30 protein-coding genes are annotated in these 25,593 nt (G+C 29.8%); 3 read left to right on the top strand and 27 right to left on the bottom strand.

All coding sequences use genetic code 11. The features are described from left to right. Positions 1 to 2: 2 nt before the first annotated feature. The 3 genes from N5A56_RS02355 to N5A56_RS02345 are packed head-to-tail and all read left to right on the top strand — an operon-like array spanning position 3 to position 813. Positions 3 to 425, top strand: a complete 423-nt coding sequence (locus N5A56_RS02355) for a DUF5675 family protein (RefSeq protein ID WP_265726774.1) — start codon at positions 3 to 5, stop codon at positions 423 to 425. Beyond that, positions 403 to 621, top strand: a complete 219-nt coding sequence (locus N5A56_RS02350) for a hypothetical protein (protein ID WP_265726775.1) — start codon at positions 403 to 405, stop codon at positions 619 to 621. The genes N5A56_RS02355 and N5A56_RS02350 overlap by 23 nt, the downstream gene beginning before the upstream one ends. Positions 622 to 624: 3 nt before the next feature. Continuing rightward, positions 625 to 813 (top strand): hypothetical protein, encoded by a 189-nt coding sequence (locus N5A56_RS02345; RefSeq protein WP_265726776.1) that lies wholly within the window; start codon positions 625 to 627, stop codon positions 811 to 813. A 33-nt stretch (positions 814 to 846) separates the two neighbouring features. Here the strand turns inward: N5A56_RS02345 and N5A56_RS02340 are convergent, their stop codons facing one another. From N5A56_RS02340 to N5A56_RS02210, 27 genes are all read right to left on the bottom strand, one after another. Further along, positions 847 to 1,218 (bottom strand): DUF2493 domain-containing protein, encoded by a 372-nt coding sequence (locus N5A56_RS02340; RefSeq protein ID WP_265726777.1) that lies wholly within the window; start codon positions 1,216 to 1,218, stop codon positions 847 to 849. 11 nt (positions 1,219 to 1,229) lie between these two features. Next, the gene (locus N5A56_RS02335) at positions 1,230 to 1,634 is read right to left on the bottom strand and encodes a DUF6943 family protein (protein ID WP_265726778.1); all 405 of its coding nucleotides are present in this window, start codon (positions 1,632 to 1,634) and stop codon (positions 1,230 to 1,232) included. A 1,283-nt stretch (positions 1,635 to 2,917) separates the two neighbouring features. Next, a complete protein-coding gene (locus N5A56_RS02330) occupies positions 2,918 to 4,492 on the bottom strand; it encodes an Eco57I restriction-modification methylase domain-containing protein (RefSeq protein ID WP_274270158.1) in 1,575 nt (524 codons plus the stop codon). 4 nt (positions 4,493 to 4,496) lie between these two features. Further along, on the bottom strand, positions 4,497 to 5,120 hold the full coding sequence (locus N5A56_RS02325) for an HNH endonuclease (RefSeq protein WP_274270157.1): 624 nt from the start codon (positions 5,118 to 5,120) through the stop codon (positions 4,497 to 4,499). Beyond that, a complete protein-coding gene (locus N5A56_RS02320; RefSeq protein ID WP_274270156.1) occupies positions 5,117 to 5,779 on the bottom strand; it encodes a hypothetical protein in 663 nt (220 codons plus the stop codon). The genes N5A56_RS02325 and N5A56_RS02320 overlap by 4 nt, the downstream gene beginning before the upstream one ends. Before the next feature lie 3 nt (positions 5,780 to 5,782). Further along, positions 5,783 to 8,224, bottom strand: coding sequence for a sensor histidine kinase (locus N5A56_RS02315; RefSeq protein WP_274270155.1), 2,442 nt, complete (start codon positions 8,222 to 8,224; stop codon positions 5,783 to 5,785). Further along, positions 8,217 to 8,435 (bottom strand): helix-turn-helix domain-containing protein, encoded by a 219-nt coding sequence (locus N5A56_RS02310; protein WP_274270154.1) that lies wholly within the window; start codon positions 8,433 to 8,435, stop codon positions 8,217 to 8,219. The genes N5A56_RS02315 and N5A56_RS02310 overlap by 8 nt, the downstream gene beginning before the upstream one ends. A 123-nt stretch (positions 8,436 to 8,558) precedes the next feature. Beyond that, the gene (locus tag N5A56_RS02305) at positions 8,559 to 9,221 is read right to left on the bottom strand and encodes a P-loop NTPase family protein (RefSeq protein WP_265723963.1); all 663 of its coding nucleotides are present in this window, start codon (positions 9,219 to 9,221) and stop codon (positions 8,559 to 8,561) included. Further along, positions 9,218 to 9,904, bottom strand: coding sequence for a hypothetical protein (locus N5A56_RS02300; RefSeq protein ID WP_265723964.1), 687 nt, complete (start codon positions 9,902 to 9,904; stop codon positions 9,218 to 9,220). The genes N5A56_RS02305 and N5A56_RS02300 overlap by 4 nt, the downstream gene beginning before the upstream one ends. Before the next feature lie 78 nt (positions 9,905 to 9,982). After that, positions 9,983 to 10,261: a helix-turn-helix domain-containing protein gene (locus N5A56_RS02295; protein WP_077811306.1), complete on the bottom strand. Its 279-nt coding sequence runs from the start codon at positions 10,259 to 10,261 to the stop codon at positions 9,983 to 9,985. A 307-nt stretch (positions 10,262 to 10,568) separates the two neighbouring features. Then, positions 10,569 to 11,195 (bottom strand): RteC domain-containing protein, encoded by a 627-nt coding sequence (locus N5A56_RS02290; protein ID WP_265726072.1) that lies wholly within the window; start codon positions 11,193 to 11,195, stop codon positions 10,569 to 10,571. 62 nt (positions 11,196 to 11,257) lie between these two features. Then, the gene (locus N5A56_RS02285; RefSeq protein WP_265723965.1) at positions 11,258 to 11,413 is read right to left on the bottom strand and encodes a hypothetical protein; all 156 of its coding nucleotides are present in this window, start codon (positions 11,411 to 11,413) and stop codon (positions 11,258 to 11,260) included. A gap of 61 nt (positions 11,414 to 11,474) precedes the next feature. Next, complete coding sequence (locus N5A56_RS02280; protein ID WP_337994739.1) at positions 11,475 to 11,765, bottom strand: heavy-metal-associated domain-containing protein; 291 nt, start codon at positions 11,763 to 11,765, stop codon at positions 11,475 to 11,477. Positions 11,766 to 11,906: 141 nt separating this feature from the next. Further along, positions 11,907 to 13,679, bottom strand: a complete 1,773-nt coding sequence (locus tag N5A56_RS02275) for an efflux RND transporter periplasmic adaptor subunit (protein WP_265723966.1) — start codon at positions 13,677 to 13,679, stop codon at positions 11,907 to 11,909. Between the two features lie 8 nt (positions 13,680 to 13,687). Next, complete coding sequence (locus N5A56_RS02270; protein WP_265723967.1) at positions 13,688 to 14,395, bottom strand: PepSY domain-containing protein; 708 nt, start codon at positions 14,393 to 14,395, stop codon at positions 13,688 to 13,690. Continuing rightward, positions 14,389 to 16,875: a heavy metal translocating P-type ATPase gene (locus tag N5A56_RS02265; RefSeq protein WP_265723968.1), complete on the bottom strand. Its 2,487-nt coding sequence runs from the start codon at positions 16,873 to 16,875 to the stop codon at positions 14,389 to 14,391. Before N5A56_RS02265 ends, N5A56_RS02270 begins: the two co-directional genes overlap by 7 nt. A gap of 13 nt (positions 16,876 to 16,888) precedes the next feature. Then, on the bottom strand, positions 16,889 to 18,238 hold the full coding sequence (locus N5A56_RS02260) for an APC family permease (protein WP_274270153.1): 1,350 nt from the start codon (positions 18,236 to 18,238) through the stop codon (positions 16,889 to 16,891). Positions 18,239 to 18,240: 2 nt separating this feature from the next. Next, the gene (locus N5A56_RS02255) at positions 18,241 to 19,074 is read right to left on the bottom strand and encodes a universal stress protein (protein WP_265723969.1); all 834 of its coding nucleotides are present in this window, start codon (positions 19,072 to 19,074) and stop codon (positions 18,241 to 18,243) included. 6 nt (positions 19,075 to 19,080) lie between these two features. Next, positions 19,081 to 19,572, bottom strand: coding sequence for a YybH family protein (locus N5A56_RS02250; RefSeq protein WP_265723970.1), 492 nt, complete (start codon positions 19,570 to 19,572; stop codon positions 19,081 to 19,083). A gap of 20 nt (positions 19,573 to 19,592) precedes the next feature. After that, the gene (locus tag N5A56_RS02245) at positions 19,593 to 20,150 is read right to left on the bottom strand and encodes a potassium channel family protein (protein ID WP_265723971.1); all 558 of its coding nucleotides are present in this window, start codon (positions 20,148 to 20,150) and stop codon (positions 19,593 to 19,595) included. Positions 20,151 to 20,407: 257 nt separating this feature from the next. Next, positions 20,408 to 20,860: a heme-binding domain-containing protein gene (locus N5A56_RS02240; RefSeq protein ID WP_265723972.1), complete on the bottom strand. Its 453-nt coding sequence runs from the start codon at positions 20,858 to 20,860 to the stop codon at positions 20,408 to 20,410. After that, the gene (locus tag N5A56_RS02235; protein ID WP_265723973.1) at positions 20,861 to 21,409 is read right to left on the bottom strand and encodes a DUF3347 domain-containing protein; all 549 of its coding nucleotides are present in this window, start codon (positions 21,407 to 21,409) and stop codon (positions 20,861 to 20,863) included. Between the two features lie 44 nt (positions 21,410 to 21,453). Then, the gene (locus N5A56_RS02230) at positions 21,454 to 23,814 is read right to left on the bottom strand and encodes a multicopper oxidase domain-containing protein (RefSeq protein ID WP_265723974.1); all 2,361 of its coding nucleotides are present in this window, start codon (positions 23,812 to 23,814) and stop codon (positions 21,454 to 21,456) included. Between the two features lie 69 nt (positions 23,815 to 23,883). After that, positions 23,884 to 24,099: a helix-turn-helix domain-containing protein gene (locus N5A56_RS02225; RefSeq protein WP_274270224.1), complete on the bottom strand. Its 216-nt coding sequence runs from the start codon at positions 24,097 to 24,099 to the stop codon at positions 23,884 to 23,886. A gap of 38 nt (positions 24,100 to 24,137) precedes the next feature. Next, positions 24,138 to 24,440 (bottom strand): hypothetical protein, encoded by a 303-nt coding sequence (locus N5A56_RS02220; protein ID WP_274270152.1) that lies wholly within the window; start codon positions 24,438 to 24,440, stop codon positions 24,138 to 24,140. 74 nt (positions 24,441 to 24,514) lie between these two features. Beyond that, entirely contained in the window at positions 24,515 to 24,970 is a 456-nt protein-coding gene (locus tag N5A56_RS02215; RefSeq protein ID WP_265723976.1) for a heme-binding domain-containing protein, read from the bottom strand. Continuing rightward, positions 24,971 to 25,591, bottom strand: a complete 621-nt coding sequence (locus tag N5A56_RS02210) for a DUF3347 domain-containing protein (RefSeq protein WP_265723977.1) — start codon at positions 25,589 to 25,591, stop codon at positions 24,971 to 24,973. Positions 25,592 to 25,593: the final 2 nt, after the last annotated feature.

Genomic DNA, 25,593 nt, shown 5'->3' with positions numbered 1-25,593 from the left:
TTATGGAATTAGTGCTACAAAGAGCTTATTTTAAAGAGGGCACTAATGGTGCTCTCTTTTCTGCTGATACATTTATCTGTCACGCAATAGAGTTACCCTGGTGTAATAACAAAAGAAATATTTCTTGTATTCCTGAAGGAGTCTATGAAATTATACCAAGATTTTCAAAACGATTTCAGCATCATTTAATTTTGAAAAACGTGAAAGGTAGAAGCTTTATATTATTTCATCCTGCTAATGATGCTAAAAGAGATTTACAAGGCTGTATTGCTCCTGTAACCTATTTAAGTGGCATTGGAAAAGGCTTGTACTCCAAAGATGCAATGCAGAAATTATTGTCTTTAGTATATCAAGCTAAAGATCGAAAAGAAAAAATTTTATTAACTATTAAATCACAGAATTATGAAAATTATAGAACGTTATAAAAAACCTACTCCTAAATTTTTTAGAGTTTTAAGAAATATAGGTATTGCATTGGCTACTGCAGGAGGTGCAATTATTGCAGCTCCTGTAAGTATCCCTGCAACCTTAATTACAGTGGCAACATATATGACTGTTGCAGGAACTGTAGCTACAGCAGTTAGTCAAGCTGTTGTTTCTGATGAAAAAAAGGATGAATAAAATATGTTTCAGAACGATATTCAAATAAAGTCAGGTGTTGTTGGGGGAACACTACTTTCTACAGTTTTTACTATTAGTTTAGATGATATACTTTTTACTGTTATTATGGCTGTTATTGGAGCAATTGTTAGTTTTTCTGTTTCTACATTATTAAAGTGGTTGTTTTTCAAAAAGCGAAAAAAGAATACCTAGTTTTTATACTGGGTATTCTTTTGTTTTCACTGACTAAATAGTCCGAATTTCGTTTTTAAAGAGAATTATTCTGGTTTCTAATTCGTTGTATTTTGCAAGTTGAATCATATTTTTTGTTCCTTTACTTTCTCCATCCCAAAAAGCAATTAATGCGTCTGCGTATTTTGCCATTTGTTTATTTCTTTTTGGTCCAGCAGCTTTTCCATATTTTATCCAATCAGCCGGAAATTGTATGATTTTGATTTTTTTTTCGGAGGCGTATTTCTCTCCTAATTTGTCTGCACCTTTGTAATGAGCTCCAGATACAATCTCTATATTTTTATAATCCTGGAGGAATTTATCACATTCTTGTTTTAATTTTTGATAGTTGGTGAAGTTTCTGCTCCCAGCTATAATTATTTTCATAGTTTAATTTGTTAAGATCTTAGTAAGGCTATTTTTAGTTTTGAAATAGTTGATAATTGTTGTTGTAAGTTTTCTTCGAAAACAGTTATTTTTTTGAGTTTTTCAACTTTCAATTGCCATTGTTGTTCTTCATAGTTCTGCAGTGCAGTATTTATTACTTTTTTCACATCCGAAATACCAATAAATGGAATGACAGAGCCTTTTAAATAATACCGAAAGAATTGACCAACTTTTAAAGATAAACACAGGTAATACAAAGACTCTCTATTTGCTGTAGAATTTGTGGAAATTACAAAACAGTTTGGACAAGGTTTTTCTAATGGCTTTCCAGAATTTAATCCTTTATTCAAAATAAAAAAATGTGGGTTTGAGTAAGTTCTTCCAATTTTGTGGGTTTTGATTTCAAAAATTTGCATAAGTATCCATTTTTAGGTTCAGATTCTTTTGCTATTTTTTTGCCCATAAAATTTTGGAAAGGAAAACAACAAAAAGAAAGCTGTTTCTAAATGGAGAGGGTAGACTATCAAGGTTTTTGAAAAAAATACTACCAACTACTGAATGTTGAATTTAAAGTATTAAGTTGCCAGTTGGTGGAGATTTTTTTAAAACCCGAAGGGCTTGACCTTTATAGGCTAAAAGCGGAGGCTTTAAAAAGACAAAATTTTATGCAATTACATTTTTCTTGAATGAAACAGATGTTGAAACCACTAAAACATTAAGGGAACCATTTGTTTTGCTGTCTTTTTTTTGTTTTTCTTTTTATCCTTTATTTTTTATTATATCTAAAATGATAGATTTTATCTGGAATTTTTTTGTGATTACTTAACGAAATGAAACAAACAAAGACTTGAGATAAGGAATACTTGGACTTAGCGATGGTTTTGTGCAGTTGAAAGAGATAAGGAATAATTAACTAAAAGTATTTTTAAAAATTTAGTATCTTTACTATTGTGAGTTTAATCTCACATTCTTTTTCATAGCAATTTTTACCCACCTCTCCACGATGTGGGTTTCTTTTTTTAATAATTAAAGACGTAGTACCTAGTGCGTGAGCAGAAGCGAGAATAAGTGTAAAGACTTTTTATTTGTGCTTTCTAATTTTATTGAGGTTTTATTAAAAGTGAATGCTTACTATTTTAAATTTTAAAGGATTGATTTACTAATAAAACTTTTTATTTGTTTTATACATAGCATTTACTTTTAGTGAAAACGGTTACAACGTATGTTCTACACTAATAAAGAGTTTTACTCTTATTGGCTTTTTTTGATTTTATATGTGCTTTATAATTTCTAATATAAACTGAATTTTTAATGATTTTACTAATGTTAATTTAAAATAACAAATAAGCACTTATAAAAACAATGCAACAATGACGAAATGTTGTTAAAATAACTAAATTTCATTATTAATAGCTGATGTGTGCGTTGGAAGAGCGGCTATTTTACATAATGGCGTTATAGACCAGAAAGTGAATGAATGTGTATATAACTGCGCATTATGTAACTTAGCTCTGGGAGTTTTGTGTTTTATGAAATAATAAAAGCGTGTTGCTTTTTAGAGTTGTGCAATTAGTATGCGAATGAAACAAGCTGTAAAATGCAACCTCTTATAGATAAGAAAACGCTAAACTTGCATTGGAGTGCGGAATAAAGTGAAATACAACTGATTTTGATGAATGAAAACCAGGATGTGTTTGTTTTACTTCCTTAATCTTTTTCTCTTCAGCTTATTTCTTATCTCAGTTAACTTTAATAAATCCTCATTGTTTATACCTAGAGTGGGGTTAAGGATATTCAAATCATTCTGACTAAGTATTTGCTCAATATTTGATTTGTTCTCAAAATTAGTCGTGAAATTATCAAATTGTTTATTGCTAACTACATTATACGGAATTGACAATTTTTTGAACTCACTTGGTATAAGCTCCAAAACACCACCACCATAATATCGACCATCTAATTCTGAAAGAAGTAGAGTTAAGGTATTGTAAAATGAATAAATAAAGCTGTTTAAGTCGTAACCATTTCTCATTCCAACTTTATAAGCAGAATCAGTCACAAGAGCATCAGAATTGTTTTTTAAAAGTTTTGGATATAAGTGACTTCTTTTAAAGAAAAAAGCATCTGGTTTTTTAGAAATGTTTGGAATGACATACCAATTTTTTCTAATACCACATTTATGCCTTTCAGGTAAATCTTCTAATTCTCCAATGTCTAAATATTCCCTTAACTTTTTTGAAATCTTGTCGTTATCATTTAACTGCAATAGTTTCGTTGGGTGATTATTTTTTTCAAGTTTTTTAATATCTTCATCACTAAAAACAACACTTCCATTTACAAAAAGACCTTTTTGAATAATTGGTTTGGTGTACTTTGATAAATTAAATTCATTTTCAGTTTCCTTATCAATTATAAAATATTTGTTTGCTCCAGTTACAATTCCGGGTTTAGATTCAGAATAATCATTTACAGTTTTGAGCTTGTTTTTGAGCTTATCTATAAAAGTCAACTCATCAGAAGTTAAAAAATGATGTGTCCATTTTACATTTGATTCAACTAGTAAACTGTTGTTTTTTAATGTAAAATCATTTTGTTCTAATGATTCTTTTGATGAAATATTAGTAAAAAATTCACCTTTTACTTCTGCTTTTTTATATGCGAACAAGACAATTGTATCTTGACCTTTACATTCAAACATTAAATCATTGAAAGTAAATATTTCAATTCTTTGAAATTCATTTTTCAAATATTCACGAATTTCTTCTGCAAATTTAACTTGCAATAATTCTGAGGGTAAAACAAATGCTAAAACTCCATTTTTAGACAACAACGTATTAGATTTCACTAAAAATGTAGTCCAAATATTTTTAACGGAAGCCTCTGTTAGATCTTCGTTTGAATGTATTTCTTTACTTAGTTCTATTTGTTTTGATGTAAGTATATTTTTCTTGACATAAGGAGGATTCCCAATAACAGCTGAATATTGTTTAGCCGTTGAATATACCAAGAAATCTGTTTCTAAAAATGATGCTGTTTTTTTATTCCATTTTTCAGAGGCTGTATTTAACTCAGCTTTATTAATATCTAATGCTGTTAAATTGATGTTTATGTTTTCTTCTTGAGCTAATTCAGAAATAAAAGCACCATCACCAACACTTGGCTCTAAAATAGACATACGGGTTCTGTTTTCAAAATGAGATAAAACTCTTTTTGAAATAAAACTCGCCAAGTATTGTGGCGTGTAATATGAACCTGTTTGTTTTTGGTTAGTCATTCCGTTAAATACTATTATAATGTTCTATAAGTGCTTTGTCATATTTATAATATTCAAAACTTAATTTTTCAGCTTCTGTTTTAATCTCATTATATTCATTAGAACCTTCTTCTCTTTTGTTTAGTGCAATAATAAAAACATCAATCAATTTTCTTCTTTGGTTCAGTTCCCATAACAGTTTAAGAGCATAATTTCTTTCGTCAAACTTAAATGCTTTTTCCCACATCCACTTGCCTAAATCTGTACTCCACATAATACCACCATCATTTGTTCGGTATAAGTGAGATTCATATTCTTTATCACAAGGGTCTACAAAACCTTTATCATTGACATTTGGTATAGTAATATCTTCTGTAGGCCATTTTGCAAGTTTTTTATTGTTACAAAATTTACACGAATAAACTAAGTTCAAATATTCCACATCAGAAATTTTACCTTCTAATAATGATTTAGGAATAAAATGGTCTACTTCATACCAAGTATGTCTATAACCGTCATAAGAGCCACAGTAACCGCAATGAGAATGAAAGTCCTCGCGTAAATCAGGTTTGTGTGCAGTCCAATTACCTTCATTAGGAGATTTTGTTGGTTCTGGACGTCTTATTGGTAGTTTATCCCTTACTTTCATTTCTTCTTGCTTTTTTCAATTAATGATTGCAAGAATGCTTCTGCTTCTTTTCGTGTTTTAGATAAATCATCTAATTTTTCGAATGAAATTAATTTTTCAGGAATTTCTTTCTTTTTAGTTTTGTCTAGGTCGCCTAATTCTCTTTGTAAAGAAATTAAAGAATCTTGCTCTGAGGAATCCAAACCTTCATTTTCTCCTTTGGTTAATAACTCTGCAATTAAAGTCTTCTTTTTCTTTATGTGATTTCGATACTGGAGAATACTTTTTTCAAGCATTGTGACAAACTTTTGGATTGTTTCTTCATCTTCAAAAACATCTTCCTTATCAAAAATTATTTTTAAATCCTCAACAAATCCTTCTGCATATTCTGTGTCACTTGTAAATATGATATGCGGAAATCTTGGTTTTTTGTCATAAAAATCACTTTCAATTTTGTCACCATCAAAAGCCACAATGTTTGAGCCTTTTAAATTAAAATCAATCATTAATAAATCAACTTCATTTGCATCATAAACTTGTGTCATTAATTCATTGAAAGACATTCCTTTTTCGAAATTAAAACCAACAACATTAAAACCAAAAGGTCTTAGTCTACGAGCATAAGTATTTACTTCGTTTGGGTCTTCATCTATATAACCTATTGTATATTTTTCTTTCATAACTTACTTTTTTCTTATTGGGAAAACGATTTTAACTTTAAAGCCTTTGTCCGTTTCTAAAATATCAATGTCCCCATTATTGTCATCAATTACACTTTTAACCAAATACATTCCTAAACCTGTTCCAATTTCATCTCCTTTTCTATTCTTTTTTGAAGTCGTGAATGCAAGGAAAATATCTTCTTTTGTTGTGAATACTTTTGGAATACCAGCACCATTGTCTGAATATATAAATTCTAGTGTTTCTTTTTTAATAGAAGATTCTATTTTTATTTCTCTATTCTGAACTTTTTTAAGGCTTTCAAATGAATCAATAGAATTATTTATGAGATTTGAAAAAATTGTGCTAATATCCATTTCAAAAGCTCTAAAGCTGTATTTTTCCTCCTTTAGATTATCTACTAACTCTAATTTTATGTCTTTTGATTTGAAAACTTTCTTCCAATTTCTTTCTAACGATTTGAAATAAGATGAAAAATTTAAAGCCCCTCTATTTCTTTTGTCCTTCTGAATTGAAGTAAGCGAATAATTTACCCAATGCTTAATTTTTTCATTGTTCTCCTTGAGTAAATTAATAATATCAATACCATCTTTATACTCAATCCCTTTTTTTAATTCTTCGGAAATAAGGTGTTTGTATATTACTTCTAAGGAAATAATTTCAGAAGAATTATTTCGTATTTGTTTTAATTCGTGTGCAAAAGAAGAAACAATAAGTCCTAAACTAGCAAGCGCACGAACTTGTACTATTTCTTTATTTTCTCTCTGTGCTTTTTCTTCATCTATTGCTTTAAAAGTATCTTTAAAAGCCTGTTCATAGGTTTTCTTTTCCTCTTTCTCTTGTTCTTTTTGAAATAAATCTACAGTACCTTTTTTCTTGCCATAAACTTTTTCATCAACTTCTTTTCGTTTTTCAATTATTTCGGAAGCTAATTTTTCAGCTCTTCTTTGAATTTCTGCTTCTTTTTCTGCTTCTTTCTCCTGTTTAAAATGCTTGTAAAAAGGATTGAATATTTTTGTTCTATCAAATTCAAATTGATGAATTACTCCAATAATTATTTTTTTAAATAAATCAAAAGAGTCATTTTCTTGTAGCGAGCCTCTATCAGATTTATCGATAAGTAATGGATTTGTTTTACGGGAAATAGTAATTATTCCTGCGGTAGATTCTGAACCAACTCTCCAGTCTCCAATTCTTTGTCCAACACCTGCAGGACTAGTTGCTCTTCTAGCACCTAATTTCAGCCAATCATTCGTAGGGTCTCCATAAGGTCTTACTCTAAATGAGTCACGATAAATTTTAACACCTCCAAATTTCGATAAAACCGATTTTCTTTCTGATGAAGAAATTGTATTAAGTGGATAAGGGTAATCGGACTTTGATGAATTACTTTGTTTTAAGTAATAAAATGTTAAATCAAAAGAACCAATATTTACTAATTGCTTTTTTTCAGAGTCACTAAATTCCCATTTCAAAATCTCGCCAATTGGTTTAGAGTCTTTGAACGTTTTATTTTCCAAAGTCTTTAAATCGTATGGCTCTTTTTTATTTTTAAATATAAAAGCATATTTTTCTTTAATCAGTTTTATGTCAAACTCATTTCTGGTAATTTCAAAATCTACTTTTAATTTGCCAGCATTATAATTTGCAGCTAATTTATAATCATAATCATTGAAGAAAGCAGTGTTTACTTCTCCAAATTCATCAGGGTTTTGAAAGTGATGAAAATATACTTCAAAAGGAATTTTTAATTCTTTTGGTGGTATTAAAGCTTCTAAATTTTTAAAAACATCATTTATACTATCTTCATCCCAACTGTCTTTTAAGTTATTTATTTTAAGGATTGTTCCTTTATTAAAAGAAACGTTTTTAATCTGCTCTTCTAATCTTGTATTACCTTTAATAATTGATTTTATCTTCTCGGATAGATTTAGACTAATAGGTTCTATATCTGCTTCAATTTGAGAAATAACTTTATCAGAATCATCAAATTGATTCCAATCCATTTTCCAATATGCACCTTGGTTTTTTTGTGTTTTTTTAGGCAATGTCCACATTTCTGTCTCAAACCCTAGTCTATCTAATGCAAATCGTCCAATCCCTTTTGCTCCAGTTTTGGTTCGTTTGTCTTCTGAGATAAAATCTTTTTCTTTGTTCCCTGTCCCAATTTGCATCCAATGTTCATTTATGACCTTTTGAGTCATTCCTTCTCCATTGTCAATTATGTATAAAACACTCTTCTCTTTTATTGGAACTTGATATTCCTTTCCATTTTTATTTTTTTTTGTTTCAAAAGGAACATCAAAAAACACAAAACAATTATTTGCATCAGCATCATAAGAGTTTTTAACCAACTCAATTATGGCACCTTCAGGATTAGAGAAATTTTCTCTACCTAATAGTTTACCTGCCCTAGCAGAAACTTTAAAAGGTATTTTAGCCATTATTCAGTTTTAAATTTTTACAAACTTCTTCTAACACAATTGCTGGTTTCGTGTCAATTGCTAACGCAATTAGATATAATTCTTGAACTGTAAATCGAGTAGATTCATTAAGACTTAACTCACTCAGTCTAGAGGTACTAATTCCAGTTCGTCTAGCGATTTCAGCTTTGTTTACTGATTTCTTATTTAAAAACTTACCTATTTCCGTCATTTGTATTGAAATATATGAAACAAATATATAATATTAGGATGAATATCTAGATTTTCGGGATATTTACTTCGAATAGATTGTAGAGAAAATCAATTTATTGAAATTGATGCTTTATATTGTCATTTAAATCCTTTTATCAGAACTTTCTTTATCAAATGCAATCAAATTAAATAATTGACGCATTCTACTCCTTACTCTATTTCCATATCTTTCCTCCAATTCTTGTGCATTTAGATTTGTTGTAGCGTGTGTTTTAGTATTGTTTTTTAGGAATAAATCGTAACGTGATAAAAGGATTTCTCCCATTACATTACAATCTTTACCAAAATGACGACCTGTAGTTTCTACTCCTAAATCATCAAAACAATAGAAACCATTATTTCCATAATCTTCAATAATTTTGAAACCACTTTTATTAAAACTAAACGTAATATTTCTTGCAGGAACTACTATATGTTTATTTTGATGAGGTATTATATAAGGCAATAGTTTCATTAAACTAGTTTTGCCACAACCTACTGGACCTGATAACAAAATTCCTTTGTTGGGATCTATTTGTAATTTTTTGCAAGTTTCAATATCACGAATAAAATAAATACATAGTTTATAGAGAATTGCTTCATCTTCTGAATAAATTTTAAAGTTTTTACCAAATAGTAGTTTGCCTTTTGCTTCTAAATAGATTAGCATTTTTGGAAAATCGTATATTATTTGATTTCCCTTTTGTTCGCCCAATTGAAATTGCATACTTCCTTCTTGAATGATATGTGGTTGTATTTTAATCATAAAGGTTCGTTGTAATTTTTATTTTTACTGGTCTTTAGGTTGTCCATATTTTGGCTAACTGTTTTTTGGTTTTCTTTTGTTTTGATTTCTTCGGATTTTATCATCCAATTTTTAGCTGTTGCTTGCCAATTGACAATTTTTGTTTTTCCGCCTACTTTCCAACCAATACCTTGGTAATGGTTGAAGAATTTTTGTGCTTCAATTATTGACCATTTTTCTTTTTTAAAAAAATCAATTACTATTTTTTCATTTTTGGGCTGGTCAAGTTTATTAATGTTTTTATTGTTTCTATTAGTTTGTATATGTTTATTAATAGATACCAGTGCTTGTCCACTGCTTGTCTCGATATTACTACTGCTGTTTACCAGAGCTTGTCCAGAACTTGTCTCAAAATTGAACATCTTAATTTTCTTACCTTTAAACGGATTGTGTGATGGATAGTAAATAAGATATTTCCAATGATTCAATTCTCTAATACATTTGTGATATGTTGATTTAGAACCTATTTTTGAAAAGCTCATTACTTCTTCTCGATTGATATAGAATTCTTCTAAGAATCTATTATTGTTCCAAATTTGAAAAAGTGCTACATACAGACTTATGTGTGTTGGATTTAAACGATTGTCTTTTGAGAATTGAAGAAATACACCTTTTAGGTGTTTTATGTAATTTACGTTTTGCATAGCTTAAACTTCTCGATACAATTTTACTGTCGCATTCCGCTATGCGCAATATGACATTAAAACCACTCGAAGTGACAATTAAAACTTGTTATGGATTCGGTTTTCTTCTAATACTTTTTGAATTTCTTCATAATCGTAATAGATTACTCCTCCGACTTTAGAGTAGGGGAGTGTGCCATTTATTCTTAAGTTTTGTAATGTTCCTGGAGAAATGCTTAATAAATCTCTGACCTCTGGAGATTTTAACCATTTTTTAGGTGCAAAACCTGATTGATGGTTAATCATTGCTTTGATGTTTTCTAATAATTCGTGTTTGAATTCTTGTAAATCTTCTGTAGTAATAATAGTTGCTGCCATTTTCTAACAATTTTTGTAAAGAAGCTGTTGAATGCCCCCACATTCAAACAGCTTCTTTGGGTTAATTTAGTTCACGAGTTTTCTGTTAGTATACATATGTGTGAACCTACGATTTGACTTTCGTTTGGCAAATATGATATGATTTATTGAAGTTTATACACAAGTAAAACCCAACTTGGGTGATTTTATGTACTCATTTTTAATAAATTGTATTGGTATTAATTGTTATTCACTTTATTTTTTTTGACAACAAAAAAGTGCAAATTATATGAAAACAATTTGCACTTAAAAACACCCAACTTGGTGTTTATTCATCTGAATCTAACATCTTGTTTTCTAAAGAGTCTTTAAGTTTATCTATGTATTTGGTTTGATTAATTTTGCGCGAACGAATTTCTAAAAATGTTCTGTAATAATCACCAAGATCTATATTAAACATTTGCTCACAGGCAGAAGCCATTTCTTTAATGTCTGCTGTTCCGCTATTTACGGAACCAGAACTATGCAATGCATAAATTAGCTCGATTAAATCGGTTTTATTTCCAGTCCAGAATAGTTTTGATTGATTTGTAAAAGCTCCATAATTTGTTTCCATACTATTATTGTTTTCAAGTTTATCTATTTCTCTTTTTAGATAGATAATTAACATATCATATGCCATAATAGTAGCCACTGTTGTATCGTGACTGGAAGAAAATTTATCGTCAGCAAAAAACGATAATGAATCTGGAAATAGCCTTATATCTGCTTTACCTCTGATAAAATATTCTTCATCTAAAAAAGTAGCACCTCTTCTGAAATAATGATAAAATTCTAAATTATCATTAAAATAGTTTTGAAGTCTATCTATATGATTATTGAAGTATTTTACTTGAGATTTATTACTACTTCGAGGTCTTTTACTTTCAATACTAAATAATTTGACATAATATATTAATTTACTAAAAACATAAGGTTTTATATTTTTGAAAAAAAGTATTTCCTCGTTTTTTGGAATTATTTTTTTCTCAAAAAAAGTATTCTTATTTGTTCTAATGCTCTTTTTGTTACTCTAATACTTTCTTCCGCTTTTTCTAATATCCCTTCTGTTTCTTTTTCTAAAAAATCTAAATTATAGTCTAATTCTTTAACAATTTTTTCAATCTTTTTCAATTTTTTTCAATCTGTATAAAACCATATCAATTCCTAGATTGATATGGTTTTAGTTATCACTTTATTTAATACTCATTTCCATAGAATGATCATATTTACAGCAACCAGGTAAACCTTTATAAGCTTCTTCATTTCCTAAAACCTTATCTGTATCATAACCTGAAGCAGCAATAGCTTTATGTATTGCCATTTCATTGGTTTTGGCTTTGTTAAAAGACACATCTATTTTCTTTTTGTTTTTATCCCAAATTACATTTGCTATACCTTCAATATTATTAACAGCTTTTTCTATTGTTCTTTTACACATACCACAATTACCTCTTACACCAAAAGACAGGTCTGTCATTGCCATTTCTTTTGAAACTTCAGTAGTTGTTGTTTTTTTCTTTTTTGGTATCGTTTTTACAACTGGTTATACCTAATGCCGTTATTACAGCTACACATAAAATTACTTTCTTCATTTTTTAAAATTTAATTGTTATTACTTGATTTATTATTCTATTACTTGTTTTACTTCTCCACAGGTTAGCATTGCTTCACCAAAATATGGATTGATTACTTTTTCTTCTTTGCTCAACCAAAACGCCCCCTTGTTATTATCAGCCATTGGACAAAATTCAACATAGACTTTTTCATTAATACCAAATAGTTGAACAGCATTCATAAGATGTGTTGACAAATACTTGAAATGGTCTCTTTGTACTTTTATTGCAGACGTTTCAGAAATTGAGGACGCTGAAGATTTTATTTCTCTTTCTAATTTCATCCAATGGTTATGAGCCTTTTTATCTGACAACAATTTCATATCAACTTTGTTCAAATTGTTTACTAAAGTTAATGCGCTTGTTGAAGAGCTTTTAGAATCTTCTTTTATCAATGCATTTTTTAAATTGATATACTCGTTGTAAATAACTTTTAAGTGTTTCTGAAATTTAGCTGATACTTTCAAACGCTCGTTCATATTTAAGTGGACTGTTTCTTTTTTAGATGAATTGTTATCCATACCTAAATGACCTTCGTGACCAGTCATTACTTTTCCACCGATTTTATTCATCATTGATTTTTTACCTTGTAATTGTGCTGCAGCATCAATTGTAAATACACCATTGCTTACAATTTCATCTCCATTTTGTAGACCTTCCAAAACTTCATAATTATCGCCTGATTTTTTGCCTAAAACTATTTCTTTCATTTCGAAAACAGGTTTTGATGTGTCTGGTTTTATGTATACAACAGATCGTTTACCTGTCCATAGGACAGCACTAGCAGGAATACTTATAGCATTGTTATTGTTAGCTGTATTATTTTTAATTTTGGCTTCGACAAACATTCCTGGTTTGAACTTGTTATTTTTATTGTTTAAAACTACTCTTAATACGACTGTTCTTGTTTTGGTGTTTAGAACAGGGTCTATAAAATCTACTTTACCATTAAATTCTTCATTGGCATAAGCGTTTGTTGAGACTAAAACTTGTTGTCCTTTTTTAAAGTTTTTAATCTGATTTTCATATACATCAAAATTACCCCAAACTGTATTTAGTTTCGCTATTTTTAAAAGGGGTTGCCCTTGTTTTATGTAATCACCTTGTTCTACCAGTTTTTCTGAAACAGTACCAGAAACTGTTGCATATACTGGGAAATTTTCTATTACTTTTCCAGAAGTTTCAATTTGGCTAATTTGTTTTTCATTTAGTTTCCAAATTTTTAATTTGTTTTTTACGGCATCATAAAGTTTAGGTTGTGTTTCTTTTAAGTTAGCAGCTGTAATTAATTCTTGTTGAGCTGCATATAATTCTGGTGAATATATAGTTGCTAAAAGTTGCCCTTTATTAATTTTTTCTCCAGTAAAGCTTACGTTTAACTTCTCAATTCTTCCTGAAAAATAACTTACTTGAACAGCATTAGATTTTTCATTTTCTGCAATTTTACCTGATAATTTTATAAAATTGTCCTTCTGATTGCTATTGCCTACAATTGAAGTTTGAATGTTTGCTAAGGCTATTGCATTTTCTGATAACTTAAATTGATCTGCTAATAAACCATCAGCACTTGTTTCTGCAGGAATTAAATCCATACCACAAATGGGGCAATCTCCTGGTTCTGATTTCATAATTTGAGGATGCATTGAGCACGTCCATTTTTGGTCTGATTTTACAGTTTCATTGTGGTTGTGTTCAGCTTCCTTGTTTGTTGAATTACCAAATATGACCCAACCTAGTAGTAGTCCAATGGTTAATATTCCGATATAAATTGCGTATTTTTTCATTTAATTATTTATTTATTGTTTTTTAATATTTTTCTTAAAGAAGGTGATGAGATGTACCATAATAAAAACCCACTTAAAACTGTGATTAAACCTAAAAGTGAAAATGCTCTTAAAACCATTGTATTAAAATTATCTCTACTTTGATAATCCATTGTATGTGTCATCCATAGAAAATCGAACCAACGCCAAGAACGATGTCTAACAGTTTGAAATTTTCCGTCTTTTACAGATACATAGGCTTTTAGAGCTTCATCTGTCTTATAGGTTATCACATAAGCAGGTAGCAGTTTTTCTCGATACTCGTGATGTTTTCCTGTCTCAGTTATTTGCTTAATAGACGTTACCTCTAAACCACTTTTCATATGGTTTTTGGCGATATATAGTGCTTCATCCTTTGTAATACTATTTTTTTGACTACCATCAATAGCATTATACAATTGTTTATTGTTTACCCAATAGAAAGGGATATTGTCAATATCTCTTATAGCAATAGTATTTACTCCTTCTAATGAATCAAGTTTTGAAGGGCTTATTAAATTGCTAAATGTTTTGGGTTGATACACCAAGTTTTTAAATTGGTCTCCGTGTATTTCATCGATGTTTGTCCAACTAAAATATAAACCACTAATTGTCCAAAACAGGAATTGTAAACCTAAAAACAATCCTAAATAGCGATGTGTTTTTCTAATTTTAATTGCTGTTTTTCTTTTTACCATTGTTTTAATTTTATATTTCTAAGTCTTAATGAATTTACGATTACAGAAACCGAACTAAAGCTCATTGCAGCAGCAGCAATCATTGGAGATAGTAGAATCCCAAAAAATGGGTATAGTAAACCTGCTGCAACTGGCACCCCCAAAACATTATAAATAAATGCAAAAAACAGATTCTGTTTGATGTTTTTCATTACAGCTTTACCAAGATTTATTGCTTTGACAATTCCTAATAAATCTCCTTTTACTAAGGTTACTTCACTACTTTCTATAGCAACATCTGTACCTGTTCCCATAGCAATTCCAATATTTGATTGTGCTAATGCAGGAGCATCATTTATACCATCACCAGCCATTGCTACTATTTTTCCTTGAGATTGTAATTCTTTAATAACGTTTAATTTATCTTCGGGTAAACATTCTGCCTGAAAACTAGCCAAGTTTAATTGGGTTGCAACATATTTTGCAGTTCGCTTATTATCACCAGTTAACATAATTACATCTATACCTTGTTTTTGTAATTCGCTTATTGCTTGTTTACTAGTGCCTTTAATTGCATCTGTTATGGTTACATAACCTACAACTATATTGTCTACAGATATATAAGAAACTGTTTTGCCTTGTTCTTGTTCTGCTATAACTTTGGCATCAAATTCATTAGATATTTTTGCTTTTACCAACTCCATTAATTTTTTATTTCCTAATGAAATTTTTTTATTTCTAATTGTACCTATAACACCTTTGCCCATTACAGCTTCAAAATCATTTGCTTCAAGCAATTTTATGTTTTTCTTTTTGGCAAAGTTTACAATAGCTTCAGCTAAAGGATGCTCACTGTATTGATTTAGAGAAGCAATACTTTGTACTATTTTTTCATCAAAATCACCAGAGGTATTTACTACTTTTTCTACAGATGGTTTCCCTTCTGTAATGGTTCCTGTTTTATCTGTAATTAGTACATCTACTTTATTTAAATTTTCTAAAGCTTCAGCATTTTTAATTAAAACACCATTTTGAGCCCCTTTTCCAACACCTACCATTACAGACATTGGTGTTGCTAAACCTAAAGCACAAGGGCAAGCAATGATTAATACTGCAATAGAATTTACAAATGCAAAAACCATTGCTGGTTCTGGACCATAATAACGCCAGATAAAAAATGTAATAGTGGCAACTAGTATAACAATGGGCACAAAATATTTTGATATTTTGTCTGCTAATTTTTGAATAGGAGCTCTTGAGCGACTAGCATTGTTTACCATATGAATAATTTGAGATAGTAAGGTTTCTGAACCGACTTTTTCTGCAATCATTACAAAAGATTTTGTACCATTTATAGTACCCGAACTTACAGTGTCGTCTCTTTTTTTATCTACGGGAATAGGCTCTCCAGTTATCATAGATTCATCTATACTACTATGACCTTCAGTTATTTTACCATCTACAGGAATTTTATCACCTGGTTTTACTCGAAGTAAATCTCCTTTTTTAATACTATTAATTGAAATAATTTTGTCACCTGATTCTGTAACTAAAGTCGCTTCTGTTGGTGCTAATTTTAATAGTTCTTTAATAGCACCACTTGTTTGACTATGTGCTTTCGCTTCTAATAATTGCCCTAATAAAACTAGTGTAAGAATTACTGTTGTCGCTTCAAAATAGACGAATACTGTACCACTTTCCGTTTTAAATTGTTCTGGAAAAACATCAGGAAAAAACATAGCGACTAAACTAAATAACCAAGCTACTCCTGTACCAATACCAATTAGTGTAAACATATTTAGATTCCAAGTTTTTATACTTTTATAGGCCCTTTCGAAAAACATCCAACAGGTATAAAATACAACTGGAAGTGATAAAATTAACTGAATCCAATTCCAAGTAAATTGAGAAAACATTTTTGTTAATGGGTTACTTGGGATTAAATCTGCCATTGCAATTATGAAAATAGGGACTGTAAATAGGACAGAAATTTTCATTTTTGTAAGCAATTTTTGATACGTTTTATCTTCTTCGTTTTCTGAAGGTTCTATTGGAACTAAATCCATTCCACAAATAGGACAACTACCAGGTTTATCCTTTATAATTTCAGGATGCATAGGACACGTATATTCTGTTGTTATTTGTAGTTTAGGTTGTTCTACTAAATCCATTCCACAGACAGGGCAACCTATTTGAGAAGTATAGGTTTTGTCATTTTCACAATGCATTGGACAATAAAAAACTCCATTGCCTTCTGCTTTAACTTTTGCTTCTTTATGTTTTTTATGACCAGGCATTTCAATTGTGTAATGTAAGCCAGCATTTAACAAAGTTTCTTGCAGTGTTTCTAAAGTAATATGTGAAGACATTTCTATAACAACCGTTTTTTCTTTTAAAAATGCTTCAACTTTTGTAACCTCCTTTAGATTACTTAAAGCATTTTCTACATTGGTTTTACAACCATTGCAAGTCATTCCTTGTATATTATATGTGTGTTTCATAATTTTTAAAGTTTTACATTTTCATCATTTTGTCTTCATTCATTTCCATTCCCATTTTCATATTTCCATCTTTATCTGTATGAGATTTCATAAAAAGAAACTGAAAGAGAAAAATGAGTAGAATACCTATTGCAGCAACTATTAGCACAAAAGGGTCGTTTACATATTTTAAATAAATGAATGCTGATAAAATAACGATATCCATTACTAATGCTATTATTGGAATAACTGGATTAAATTTCACTTCTTTTTTAAGGTGCCTGAAAAGACCCCAATGAATAGCAATGTCCATAATTAAATAGAAAATTGCACCAATGGAAGCAATTCGAGTTAAGTCGAATAGAATTGTTAAAAGTATTGCCAAAGTAACCGTGAAAATTAACGAGGGATTTTTAAGTTTCTTCATTTTGTTGATATCGGGTACTTGTTTCATACTACCCAACATTCCTAACATTCTTGACGCAGAATATATGCTGGCAATAACACCAGAAACTGTTGCTACAATAGCCAGTAGAATTGTTAAAATTGAACCCCATTCACCAAATATTGGTTTTGCAGCTGCTGCCAATGCATAATCTTTTGCTATAATAATTTCATCAATACTTAATGCACCTGCTACAGATAAAGCCAAGACAACATAGATAATTGTACAAACTGCAATTGAAATAATAATGGAACGACCAACATTTTTGTGGGGGTTTTTAATATCACCTCCCTGATTGGTAATTGTTGTAAATCCTTTAAAAGCAAGAATTGATAGTGCCAATGCAGCTACAAACCCAAATCCTTCAGGTAAAAGTTGACTATTGGTTGCTACATAATTCCCTGTTATTGTAGGAAAACCTGAAATAATCAACCCAGAAATTGCTAACAATGCAATGCCTGCTACTTTAATTATTGCTGTAAAAGTGGCTGTAACTTCAATAATTTTATTACCAGAAATATTTATTATATACGCTACTCCAATAAGAATTACACCTAATATGGATGCATATCCAGAATATTCTGGCGGAAATAAGCGTAAAGTATAAGCACCAAAAGTACCAGCAACTAAACTTTCGGCAACTACCATTGATATGTACATTAATAGAGAGAAAGAACCTGCAGCTGTTCCAGGACCAAATGCTTTTGTTAAAAATTTTGCTACACCACCAGAAGAAGGATATGCGTTTGAAAATTTAACGTAAGAATATGAACTAAAACCAACTACAACCGCACCAGCAATGAATGCGATTGGAAACAAATCGCCTACTAATTCTGCAATTTGACCCATTAGCACGAATATTCCTGCACCAATCATTACCCCTGTACCCAAGGAGACAGAGCCTAATAAAGATAGTTTTTGAGTGTTTTCTTTTAACATTTTTAAAGATGTGTTATGATTATCGGTTTTTTTGAATAGTTTGTCACACCTTCTGCAATGCTTTTAGAAAAAACACTGAAAAGTCCTTTCCTTGTATGACTATTCATTGCAATTAAATCTACATCATTTGATTCTTCAAAATTTTCAATACCACCCGATACTGTTGGCGAATTATATATATGCATTTCAAAATTTTCAACTTTTGGAAATTGTTTAATAAATTTTTTTATAGACTGTAATCCATTATTTATATCATTAGAAATTGAATTTGTATTGATGTGAAGTAAGTGAATTTTTGCATTGAATTTTTTTGATAGGTTCAAGATTTTTTCAAAAGCAATAACTTCATCTAGATTAAAATCTGAAACAAAGACAATACTTTTAAAAGGGAATGTAACTTGATCATCTTTCACAACCAAAATTGGTACGTGTGCTTTACGAATAATGTTTTGGACATTACTGCCTAAAATCTCATTCAGGAAACCTTTTTCTGTTCCTCTGCTACCAGTTATTATAAAATCGTGTTGAAAATCGTGCGTATGTGTAGCAATAGCATTGTTATCTGAGATGAATTCTAAAAAAGTTCTCGAGGTTAATCCTTTATCTACCGCTTCTTTATCTAAATCTCTTAGTTTATTTTTAGCTTCCCCAATTTTTTTAAGTATTTCGGGATAATTATGTTCGTCTGTTTTATTAAGTTTTACCCAATCTACAGGTGTATGCAATTGATGTAAAAAATGGATTTCAGCTTTGTAAAGAACAGCCATTTTTATTGCTAAATGGGCTGCCTTTTGGCAATTGTCTGAAAAGTCTGTTGGAACTAAAATGTTTTTCATAATCAATTAGATTTTTAGTTTTTTAAATGAGGTATGAGAATGAATTATCTTCCATTTTCCATCAATTTTTTGCAATATTGATGTAGCTACTCCCTTACTTTTTACGGTTCTTTCTTTTGTGCCTTTGGTTTTATTACCTTTTAGAACTATTGTGTAGATATAATTTTCAGTTGTATAAGCATAGGACGAATTTAAAGTTGTCTGAATCTCGTAATCAGAAAAAATAAAACTCTTAAAATGTTCTAATTCAGGTCCTAAATGATGAGATATGTATTCTTTGTATGTACCTTCTAATTTACCTTGCTCAAATATGATAGCATCTGGTGTAAAGAGTTCAAAAGTGCCTTCTGTTGTTAAATTTTGTATTGCATCTTTATAAGCTTTCATTACAGCTTTTACTTCTTTATTGTCTTTAGCGTAAGATGTGTGCTGCGCATTCGTGAGGTTAACTGTTAAAAGGAAAACAGTTAATAGTGTAATAAATTTAAGTATTTTCATAATTTAAGTTTTAAAAAGGATTATTTGTTTACGTGGACTCTATTAATGTTTGCAATACCAAAAACTAAAACGAAAAAGCTTAAAAAAACTTCTAAAATAACAATTAGTTTTCCTGCTATAGAAATGGGTACAATATCACCATAACCAACAGAAGAAAAAGTTATAAAACTGAAATACAAAAACTCGAAAAATTGTAAGAAAAACGAGTTATTGGGAATCGTTTCAAATTTAAAATTTTCTGAATTTAATATATATAATGCCTGATAATCTGCTGAAAATGATAACACAATTAAAATAATTAAGATTCCAAATAAAGCAAGAACGTGGGTCAACTGATGACTTACTCCTATTATTTTCCTTAATTGTGTAAAGGTTAACTTTACGATAAAAATGGTTTTTAAAAATGCCAAACTAACAATTAAAAAAAGTAGAAATATACTATCAGAATCTACAACAATCCATAAGGTATAACTTAAAGATAAAGCAATAACCATAATCGTAGTAAGTGCTACTTTTTTAAATAACTGTTTATAAAAGTCTGTGCTTTTAGAATTTTCTACATTGCTTTCTTTAGTCATTTTAGCTTATTTATTAATTAAATAATTGAAGTACCAATGCACCTCCAACTATTAAAATTAGTATCGTATATATTATATAATTGAACCATTTTTTTAAATTATACTTTTTTTCTGTGACTTGAAAACCGTCTTTACAACATTCTTTCATTTTAATCTCTTATTAAAATAATACTTAAAAATGAGAGTTAGACTGTATTCAATCAACCAAAAAAATAAGACTTCCTCTCAATTTCAAGTATCTTTTACCATTTTTTTATTTATAAACTATCTTTTAATTGTGTAATAAAATTTATTATTTCATTCGTTTCCTTCTTTGAGAACTTTGCATCTTTATGAATTAACGTGTAAGAATTTAATGGCATTTCACCGCTTTCTATTTGTTTAATAATTGATCGTAATTTGCTGGCTTTTCTTCGATTTGATAATGATTCCCATTCACTAAAATTTAATTCTTTTTTGCCATCTTTAATATGTTCTTCTAAAAACCAAGCAACTGGTTGTATTTTATTATACCAAGGGTATTTAGTGTTGTTACTATGGCAATCATAACAAGATACTTGCAACTTATTTTTTATATTATTTGGCACATTATTTACCAACATAAAATCGGTTACTGGTACAATATTAGTTTGGTTACGTTCTGTGGGAATAAATTGTACTCCCACAAAAGCGACCAATAAAATCAACAATATGATTTTAAGAGTTTTCATTTAGTTAATTTCTCTTTGTACTTTTCCGCACTTCAGCATTTTACTACCATAATAAGGGTTACGTACTTCTTTATTCATACTTAACCAAGCACTTCCTTTTTCATACATTGGGCAATATTGCTCATATAATTTATTAGAAGCACCTGTTATAGCAACCATATCTATAATGTCTTTACTTAAAACTTTAAAGTGCTCTCTTTGATGTGCTATTGGGCTTTTGGATATATGCTCTGCGTGTTCTTTGGCATCAACAATAATATCTTTTAATTCTAATTTTTGAGCATCCGTATATTTAGAAACATCAAGACTGTTTAAACTTTTTTCTAATGAAGCACCCAATTCTTTTGCTTTTGATTCATCATCTGCTACTAAAGCATCTTTTAAATTGAAATAAGCGGTTAAAATTGCTTCAGCTTTTGAGTCTTGCATTTTCATTTTACTATGATCCATTTTCATATCTCCGTGGTTCATTTTTTCTTTTTTCTGTGCATTGGTAAAAGAAACCGCTAACAATAATATTGCTATTACACTAATTTTTAAATTTTTCATTTTATTTGTTTTTAAATTTATATTTGATTTACAACTATTAATTCTTAAAATCTTACTGATAATCCACCACCACCGCCAAAACGATTGTCGTAACTCGCCATTAAAGAGAAATTTCTTGATAGCATATATTCTGCTCCTGCGCTCCAAACTGTTTCTGAAGTGAAATCTTTATTTATTGGCAAAGTGTCAACAAAACCTAAATCTATTTGATATTCATAATAACCGAATACTGACAGTTTAGGAAAAACCATTAAACTGCGCCCTAATCCAATTCTTGGTCTTAATTTATTATCAACACGAACATCTAAATTGAATAAGTAAGGTGTTAAATAACGAAGACCAATAACTGCTGTAGTGTTTAATTTGTCTAAACTACCACGTGTTTCATTTTCTATATTTACCCCACCAAATACTCTTAAGTAATCGTGTAAATAGCGTTCATAAGTAAATTCTCCTTCCAAATTTTTGTTCCATCCGTATTCGAAAGATGCATTAAATTGATTTCTTAAATTAGAAGTTGTTACATTAATTGCTGTGTTATTTGAAGCAATATCTGCCAATCCCCAAGAATACCATTTATCTGTTTCTGCGATAATTTTTGAAGCTGGAAATTCATCCATTCGTTGGTCTCTTGGGGTGTCATAAGATACTACTCGCGCCATACCACCCATCATATGATATAAAATGTGACAATGGAAAAACCAGTCACCAGCTTCATCGCCATTATTTCCATAAAACTCTAAAGTTACTTTTTGCATTGGTGGCACATTTACTGTATGCTTTAATGGTGAATAGTCTCCATTTTCGTTCAATACTCTAAAAAAGTGACCGTGTAAATGCATTGGATGGTGCATCATTGTTAGGTTATTGAACGTAATTCTTGTTACCTCTTTATTATTTATTTTGATATTATCTGCTTCAGATAACGGAACACCATTCATACTCCAGATGTAACGACTCATATTACCTGTAAGGTTTAATAATATTTCTTTTACAGGAACATTTTTATCGTAGTTGGTTTTCTCTGGCGACTTCAAATAATCGTAATTATATTCAGCAAATAGATCCATTCCTTCCATTTTCATTGCTGGCATAGTATTCTCTTTCTTCATATCCATTCCCGACATTTTGGAATGATTCATCTTCATATCTATCATTTTAGAGTGATTCATTGGTATAGAATCTTTAGGCATATTCATTCCTGACATTTTTTTGTCTTTCTTCATATCATCATTCATCTTCATTCCTTTCATTTTATCCACCTGCATACCGTATTCATCCTTCATTTTAAAACGTTCGTCTTTATTTGGGCGATATTTTAATGCGTGTGCACCCATTTTCATATCCATTTTAGCCATTTTCATCATCATTCCAATTTTGTCTGGTTTCGGAATTTCTTGTGCTTTTAAAACTTTTCCAGAGCCCAAAAATGCTGAAGCAGTCCCAGAACCATCTTGTGCTGTAATTTTGAATTCTATTTTTCCTTCTTCTGGAATAGTTACTATAAAATCATAAGCTTCTGCTATGGCTATAAATGTTTTGTTCTTTTTTACGGGTACTACATCAAGACCATCTGCCGAAACTAGTAGTGGGTCCTCACCTCCAAAAGTCATCCAAAAAGAAGTAGATGCACCTCCATCTATAATGCGTAATCGTACTTTTTCACCAGGCTTAAACTCTGGATACTCAATGCTTTCTTCACCATTAATTAAAAATGCTGGGTAATATAAATCTGCTATATCTGCTCCCTGCATACGTTGTCTCCAAAAATTAAGCTGTGCGCCGAATGCACCACGAGCAATTACTTTATTCAAGGGAGTAGATGTTCCTTTTTTAACACCATACCATTCGTTACCTCTCTTTAAATTTTTAAGAACACTCATTGGTTTTTCGTTTGTCCAATCAGATAGCATTAACACCAATTCCTTATCATATTCTAACACTTTTTCTTTAGGTTGAATAACTATGGAGCCATAAACACCACTTTGTTCTTGCAACATCGTGTGAGAATGATACCAATAAGTACCAGATTGTTTTATTGGAAATTCGTATTTCTGTGTATGTCCGGGTTCTATTGGAGGTGTATTTAAATAAGGAACACCATCATAAAAATTTGGCAATAAAAGCCCGTGCCAATGGACAGAGGTTTCTACACTCATTTCATTTTTAACATAAATAACAGCATATTCACCTTCTGTAAATTCTAAAGTTGGTCCAGGAATTGTGCCGTTAACAGTCATTCCCATAACGTCTTTACCTGCTTTATTTACAGTTGATTCACGTAAAGTTATGGTGTGTTCTCTTACTGGAAGGCTGTTTATATTTCCTTCTGTTACTTGTTTCTCTTGTGCAAAAACTATGGTAGTTAAAGCAATAAAAAATATCGAAATTATTTTAGTATTCATTTTATTATTGATTTTATAAGATTATGTAAATTTCTAATTCTTTATAATCTTTATTGTGCATAATTATGGCTAAATCGTATCTAATTTTCTACGAGTACCTATATTTTTAAATTGTGTAGGTGTTAGCCCTATAACCTGTTTAAATTGCCTTGATAAGTGCTGTGGACTACTATAGTTTAAATCATAAGATATTTGACTAATTGATAATTCGTTATAAATTAAAAGCTCTTTTACTTTTTCTATCTTTTGTTCAATTATAAACTGTTCTATAGTTTTAAATTCTATTTCAGAAAAAATTTTGCTTAATTGAGAATAGCCAATGTTTAAATTTTTAGAAAGAAAATCTGAAAAATTTTGATGTAATGGTTTGTTTTTTTATGATGAATATCTTCAATTATTATTACTTTTATTTGGCTAACTATTGATATCACATAATCTTCTACAAATTCAAAACCTTCTTTTTCAAGAACGCTTTTAAGTAAATTAATATTCGAAAACTTTTCATTAAATTCTATAAAACCAAAACCTACTTGCTTAAAATCTATATTATTTCTAATTAGCTCTTCTTTTACCACCTTTATACAGCGATTACAAACCATATTTTTTATGTAAAGAATATTTTTCATAATTATTATTTATTAATGCCTAATAAGGAAGAAGTATTAACCAACCAAATTATATTTCCTTCCCATACTAGGGCTTATCTTAAACTATCATTTAACATATTCATATATTTATAAAGCACCATTTTTTCTTTTGAAGATAAAATTGCATTATTATGAATTAAGGTATAAGAAGTCAATGGCATTTGATCATCTTTTATTTGACTAATAATAGATTTCAATTTGCTTTTCTTTCTTCTATCTGAATACGTTGTCCAATCACTAAAATTTAATTCTTTTTTACCTTCTTTTATATGATTTTCTAAGAACCAAGCTGCAGGTTGAATTTTACTATACCAGGGATAAATGGTGTTGTTACTGTGGCAGTCATAGCAAGAGTTTTCTAATGCTTTTCTAATGATTTTGGGGGCATTGTTTACTAACAAAAAATCAGATTTCAGTACATTTTTACTTTGATTAAGTGTTGTGGGAATAAATTGTATTCCTACAAAAGCAATCAAAAAAATCAATGCTATGACCTTAACAGTTTTCATTTAATTTATTTGCTTTTTTACGCTACCACATTTTAGCATTTTTGCTCCATAATATGGATTTTTGATAGCTTTTGTTTCACTTAACCAATGCCCCCCTTTATTGTTATTTGCCATAGGACAAAAGTCTTGATAAAGTGTTTTTTCTGTACCTAATAAGGTAACCAAGTCAATTATATCTGTACTTAATGCAAGAAAATGTTCTCTTTGATGTTTTATGTCACTTTTTATAATATGTTCTCCGTGTTCTTTTGCACTTTCCTTAATTTCCATATAACTTTTGTGTGCTTCACTAGATAATTTGGACATATCAAAATTTGAAAAAGCTTGCACTAATGAATTACCTCCTTTTGCAGCATTTTTTTCATTATCTGTAGCTAAACCATTTTTTATTTCTAAATAAGCTTCAATAATATCTGTAGTTTTACTGCTTTTTTGATTATTTGCTTCAAATTCTTTTCCTACTTTTTTTGTAGATTCATTATGATGCCCATCTTTATTATTATGTTGCATCATTGAATGAGCTTCACTATTGGTTTCTTTTTTACTTTGTTTGCAAGAAATTGAAAATGATAGAATTAATATTGCTGCTATAATTCCTGTATTTCGTTTTAAATTTTTCATTT

This window comes from Polaribacter ponticola (assembly GCF_026191475.2).
In the GTDB taxonomy this organism is placed as follows: Bacteria; Bacteroidota; Bacteroidia; order Flavobacteriales; family Flavobacteriaceae; genus Polaribacter; species Polaribacter ponticola.
This window is presented reverse-complemented; position numbering and strand designations above follow the sequence as displayed.

Excerpts from the sequence above, each read along its gene's own strand:
- N5A56_RS02355 (WP_265726774.1), top strand. The coding sequence starts at position 3 with ATGGAATTAGTGCTACAAAGAGCTTATTTTAAAGAGGGCACTAATGGT.
- N5A56_RS02350 (WP_265726775.1), top strand. The coding sequence starts at position 403 with ATGAAAATTATAGAACGTTATAAAAAACCTACTCCTAAATTTTTTAGA.
- N5A56_RS02345 (WP_265726776.1), top strand. The coding sequence starts at position 625 with ATGTTTCAGAACGATATTCAAATAAAGTCAGGTGTTGTTGGGGGAACA.
- N5A56_RS02340 (WP_265726777.1), bottom strand. The coding sequence starts at position 1,218 with ATGAAAATAATTATAGCTGGGAGCAGAAACTTCACCAACTATCAAAAA.
- N5A56_RS02335 (WP_265726778.1), bottom strand. The coding sequence starts at position 1,634 with ATGCAAATTTTTGAAATCAAAACCCACAAAATTGGAAGAACTTACTCA.
- N5A56_RS02330 (WP_274270158.1), bottom strand. The coding sequence starts at position 4,492 with ATGACTAACCAAAAACAAACAGGTTCATATTACACGCCACAATACTTG.
- N5A56_RS02325 (WP_274270157.1), bottom strand. The coding sequence starts at position 5,120 with ATGAAAGTAAGGGATAAACTACCAATAAGACGTCCAGAACCAACAAAA.
- N5A56_RS02320 (WP_274270156.1), bottom strand. The coding sequence starts at position 5,779 with ATGAAAGAAAAATATACAATAGGTTATATAGATGAAGACCCAAACGAA.
- N5A56_RS02315 (WP_274270155.1), bottom strand. The coding sequence starts at position 8,224 with ATGGCTAAAATACCTTTTAAAGTTTCTGCTAGGGCAGGTAAACTATTA.
- N5A56_RS02310 (WP_274270154.1), bottom strand. The coding sequence starts at position 8,435 with ATGACGGAAATAGGTAAGTTTTTAAATAAGAAATCAGTAAACAAAGCT.
- N5A56_RS02305 (WP_265723963.1), bottom strand. The coding sequence starts at position 9,221 with ATGATTAAAATACAACCACATATCATTCAAGAAGGAAGTATGCAATTT.
- N5A56_RS02300 (WP_265723964.1), bottom strand. The coding sequence starts at position 9,904 with ATGCAAAACGTAAATTACATAAAACACCTAAAAGGTGTATTTCTTCAA.
- N5A56_RS02295 (WP_077811306.1), bottom strand. The coding sequence starts at position 10,261 with ATGGCAGCAACTATTATTACTACAGAAGATTTACAAGAATTCAAACAC.
- N5A56_RS02280 (WP_337994739.1), bottom strand. The coding sequence starts at position 11,765 with ATGGCAATGACAGACCTGTCTTTTGGTGTAAGAGGTAATTGTGGTATG.
- N5A56_RS02275 (WP_265723966.1), bottom strand. The coding sequence starts at position 13,679 with ATGAAAAAATACGCAATTTATATCGGAATATTAACCATTGGACTACTA.
- N5A56_RS02270 (WP_265723967.1), bottom strand. The coding sequence starts at position 14,395 with ATGGTAAAAAGAAAAACAGCAATTAAAATTAGAAAAACACATCGCTAT.
- N5A56_RS02265 (WP_265723968.1), bottom strand. The coding sequence starts at position 16,875 with ATGAAACACACATATAATATACAAGGAATGACTTGCAATGGTTGTAAA.
- N5A56_RS02260 (WP_274270153.1), bottom strand. The coding sequence starts at position 18,238 with ATGTTAAAAGAAAACACTCAAAAACTATCTTTATTAGGCTCTGTCTCC.
- N5A56_RS02255 (WP_265723969.1), bottom strand. The coding sequence starts at position 19,074 with ATGAAAAACATTTTAGTTCCAACAGACTTTTCAGACAATTGCCAAAAG.
- N5A56_RS02250 (WP_265723970.1), bottom strand. The coding sequence starts at position 19,572 with ATGAAAATACTTAAATTTATTACACTATTAACTGTTTTCCTTTTAACA.
- N5A56_RS02245 (WP_265723971.1), bottom strand. The coding sequence starts at position 20,150 with ATGACTAAAGAAAGCAATGTAGAAAATTCTAAAAGCACAGACTTTTAT.
- N5A56_RS02240 (WP_265723972.1), bottom strand. The coding sequence starts at position 20,860 with ATGAAAACTCTTAAAATCATATTGTTGATTTTATTGGTCGCTTTTGTG.
- N5A56_RS02235 (WP_265723973.1), bottom strand. The coding sequence starts at position 21,409 with ATGAAAAATTTAAAAATTAGTGTAATAGCAATATTATTGTTAGCGGTT.
- N5A56_RS02230 (WP_265723974.1), bottom strand. The coding sequence starts at position 23,814 with ATGAATACTAAAATAATTTCGATATTTTTTATTGCTTTAACTACCATA.
- N5A56_RS02220 (WP_274270152.1), bottom strand. The coding sequence starts at position 24,440 with ATGAAAAATATTCTTTACATAAAAAATATGGTTTGTAATCGCTGTATA.
- N5A56_RS02215 (WP_265723976.1), bottom strand. The coding sequence starts at position 24,970 with ATGAAAACTGTTAAGGTCATAGCATTGATTTTTTTGATTGCTTTTGTA.
- N5A56_RS02210 (WP_265723977.1), bottom strand. The coding sequence starts at position 25,591 with ATGAAAAATTTAAAACGAAATACAGGAATTATAGCAGCAATATTAATT.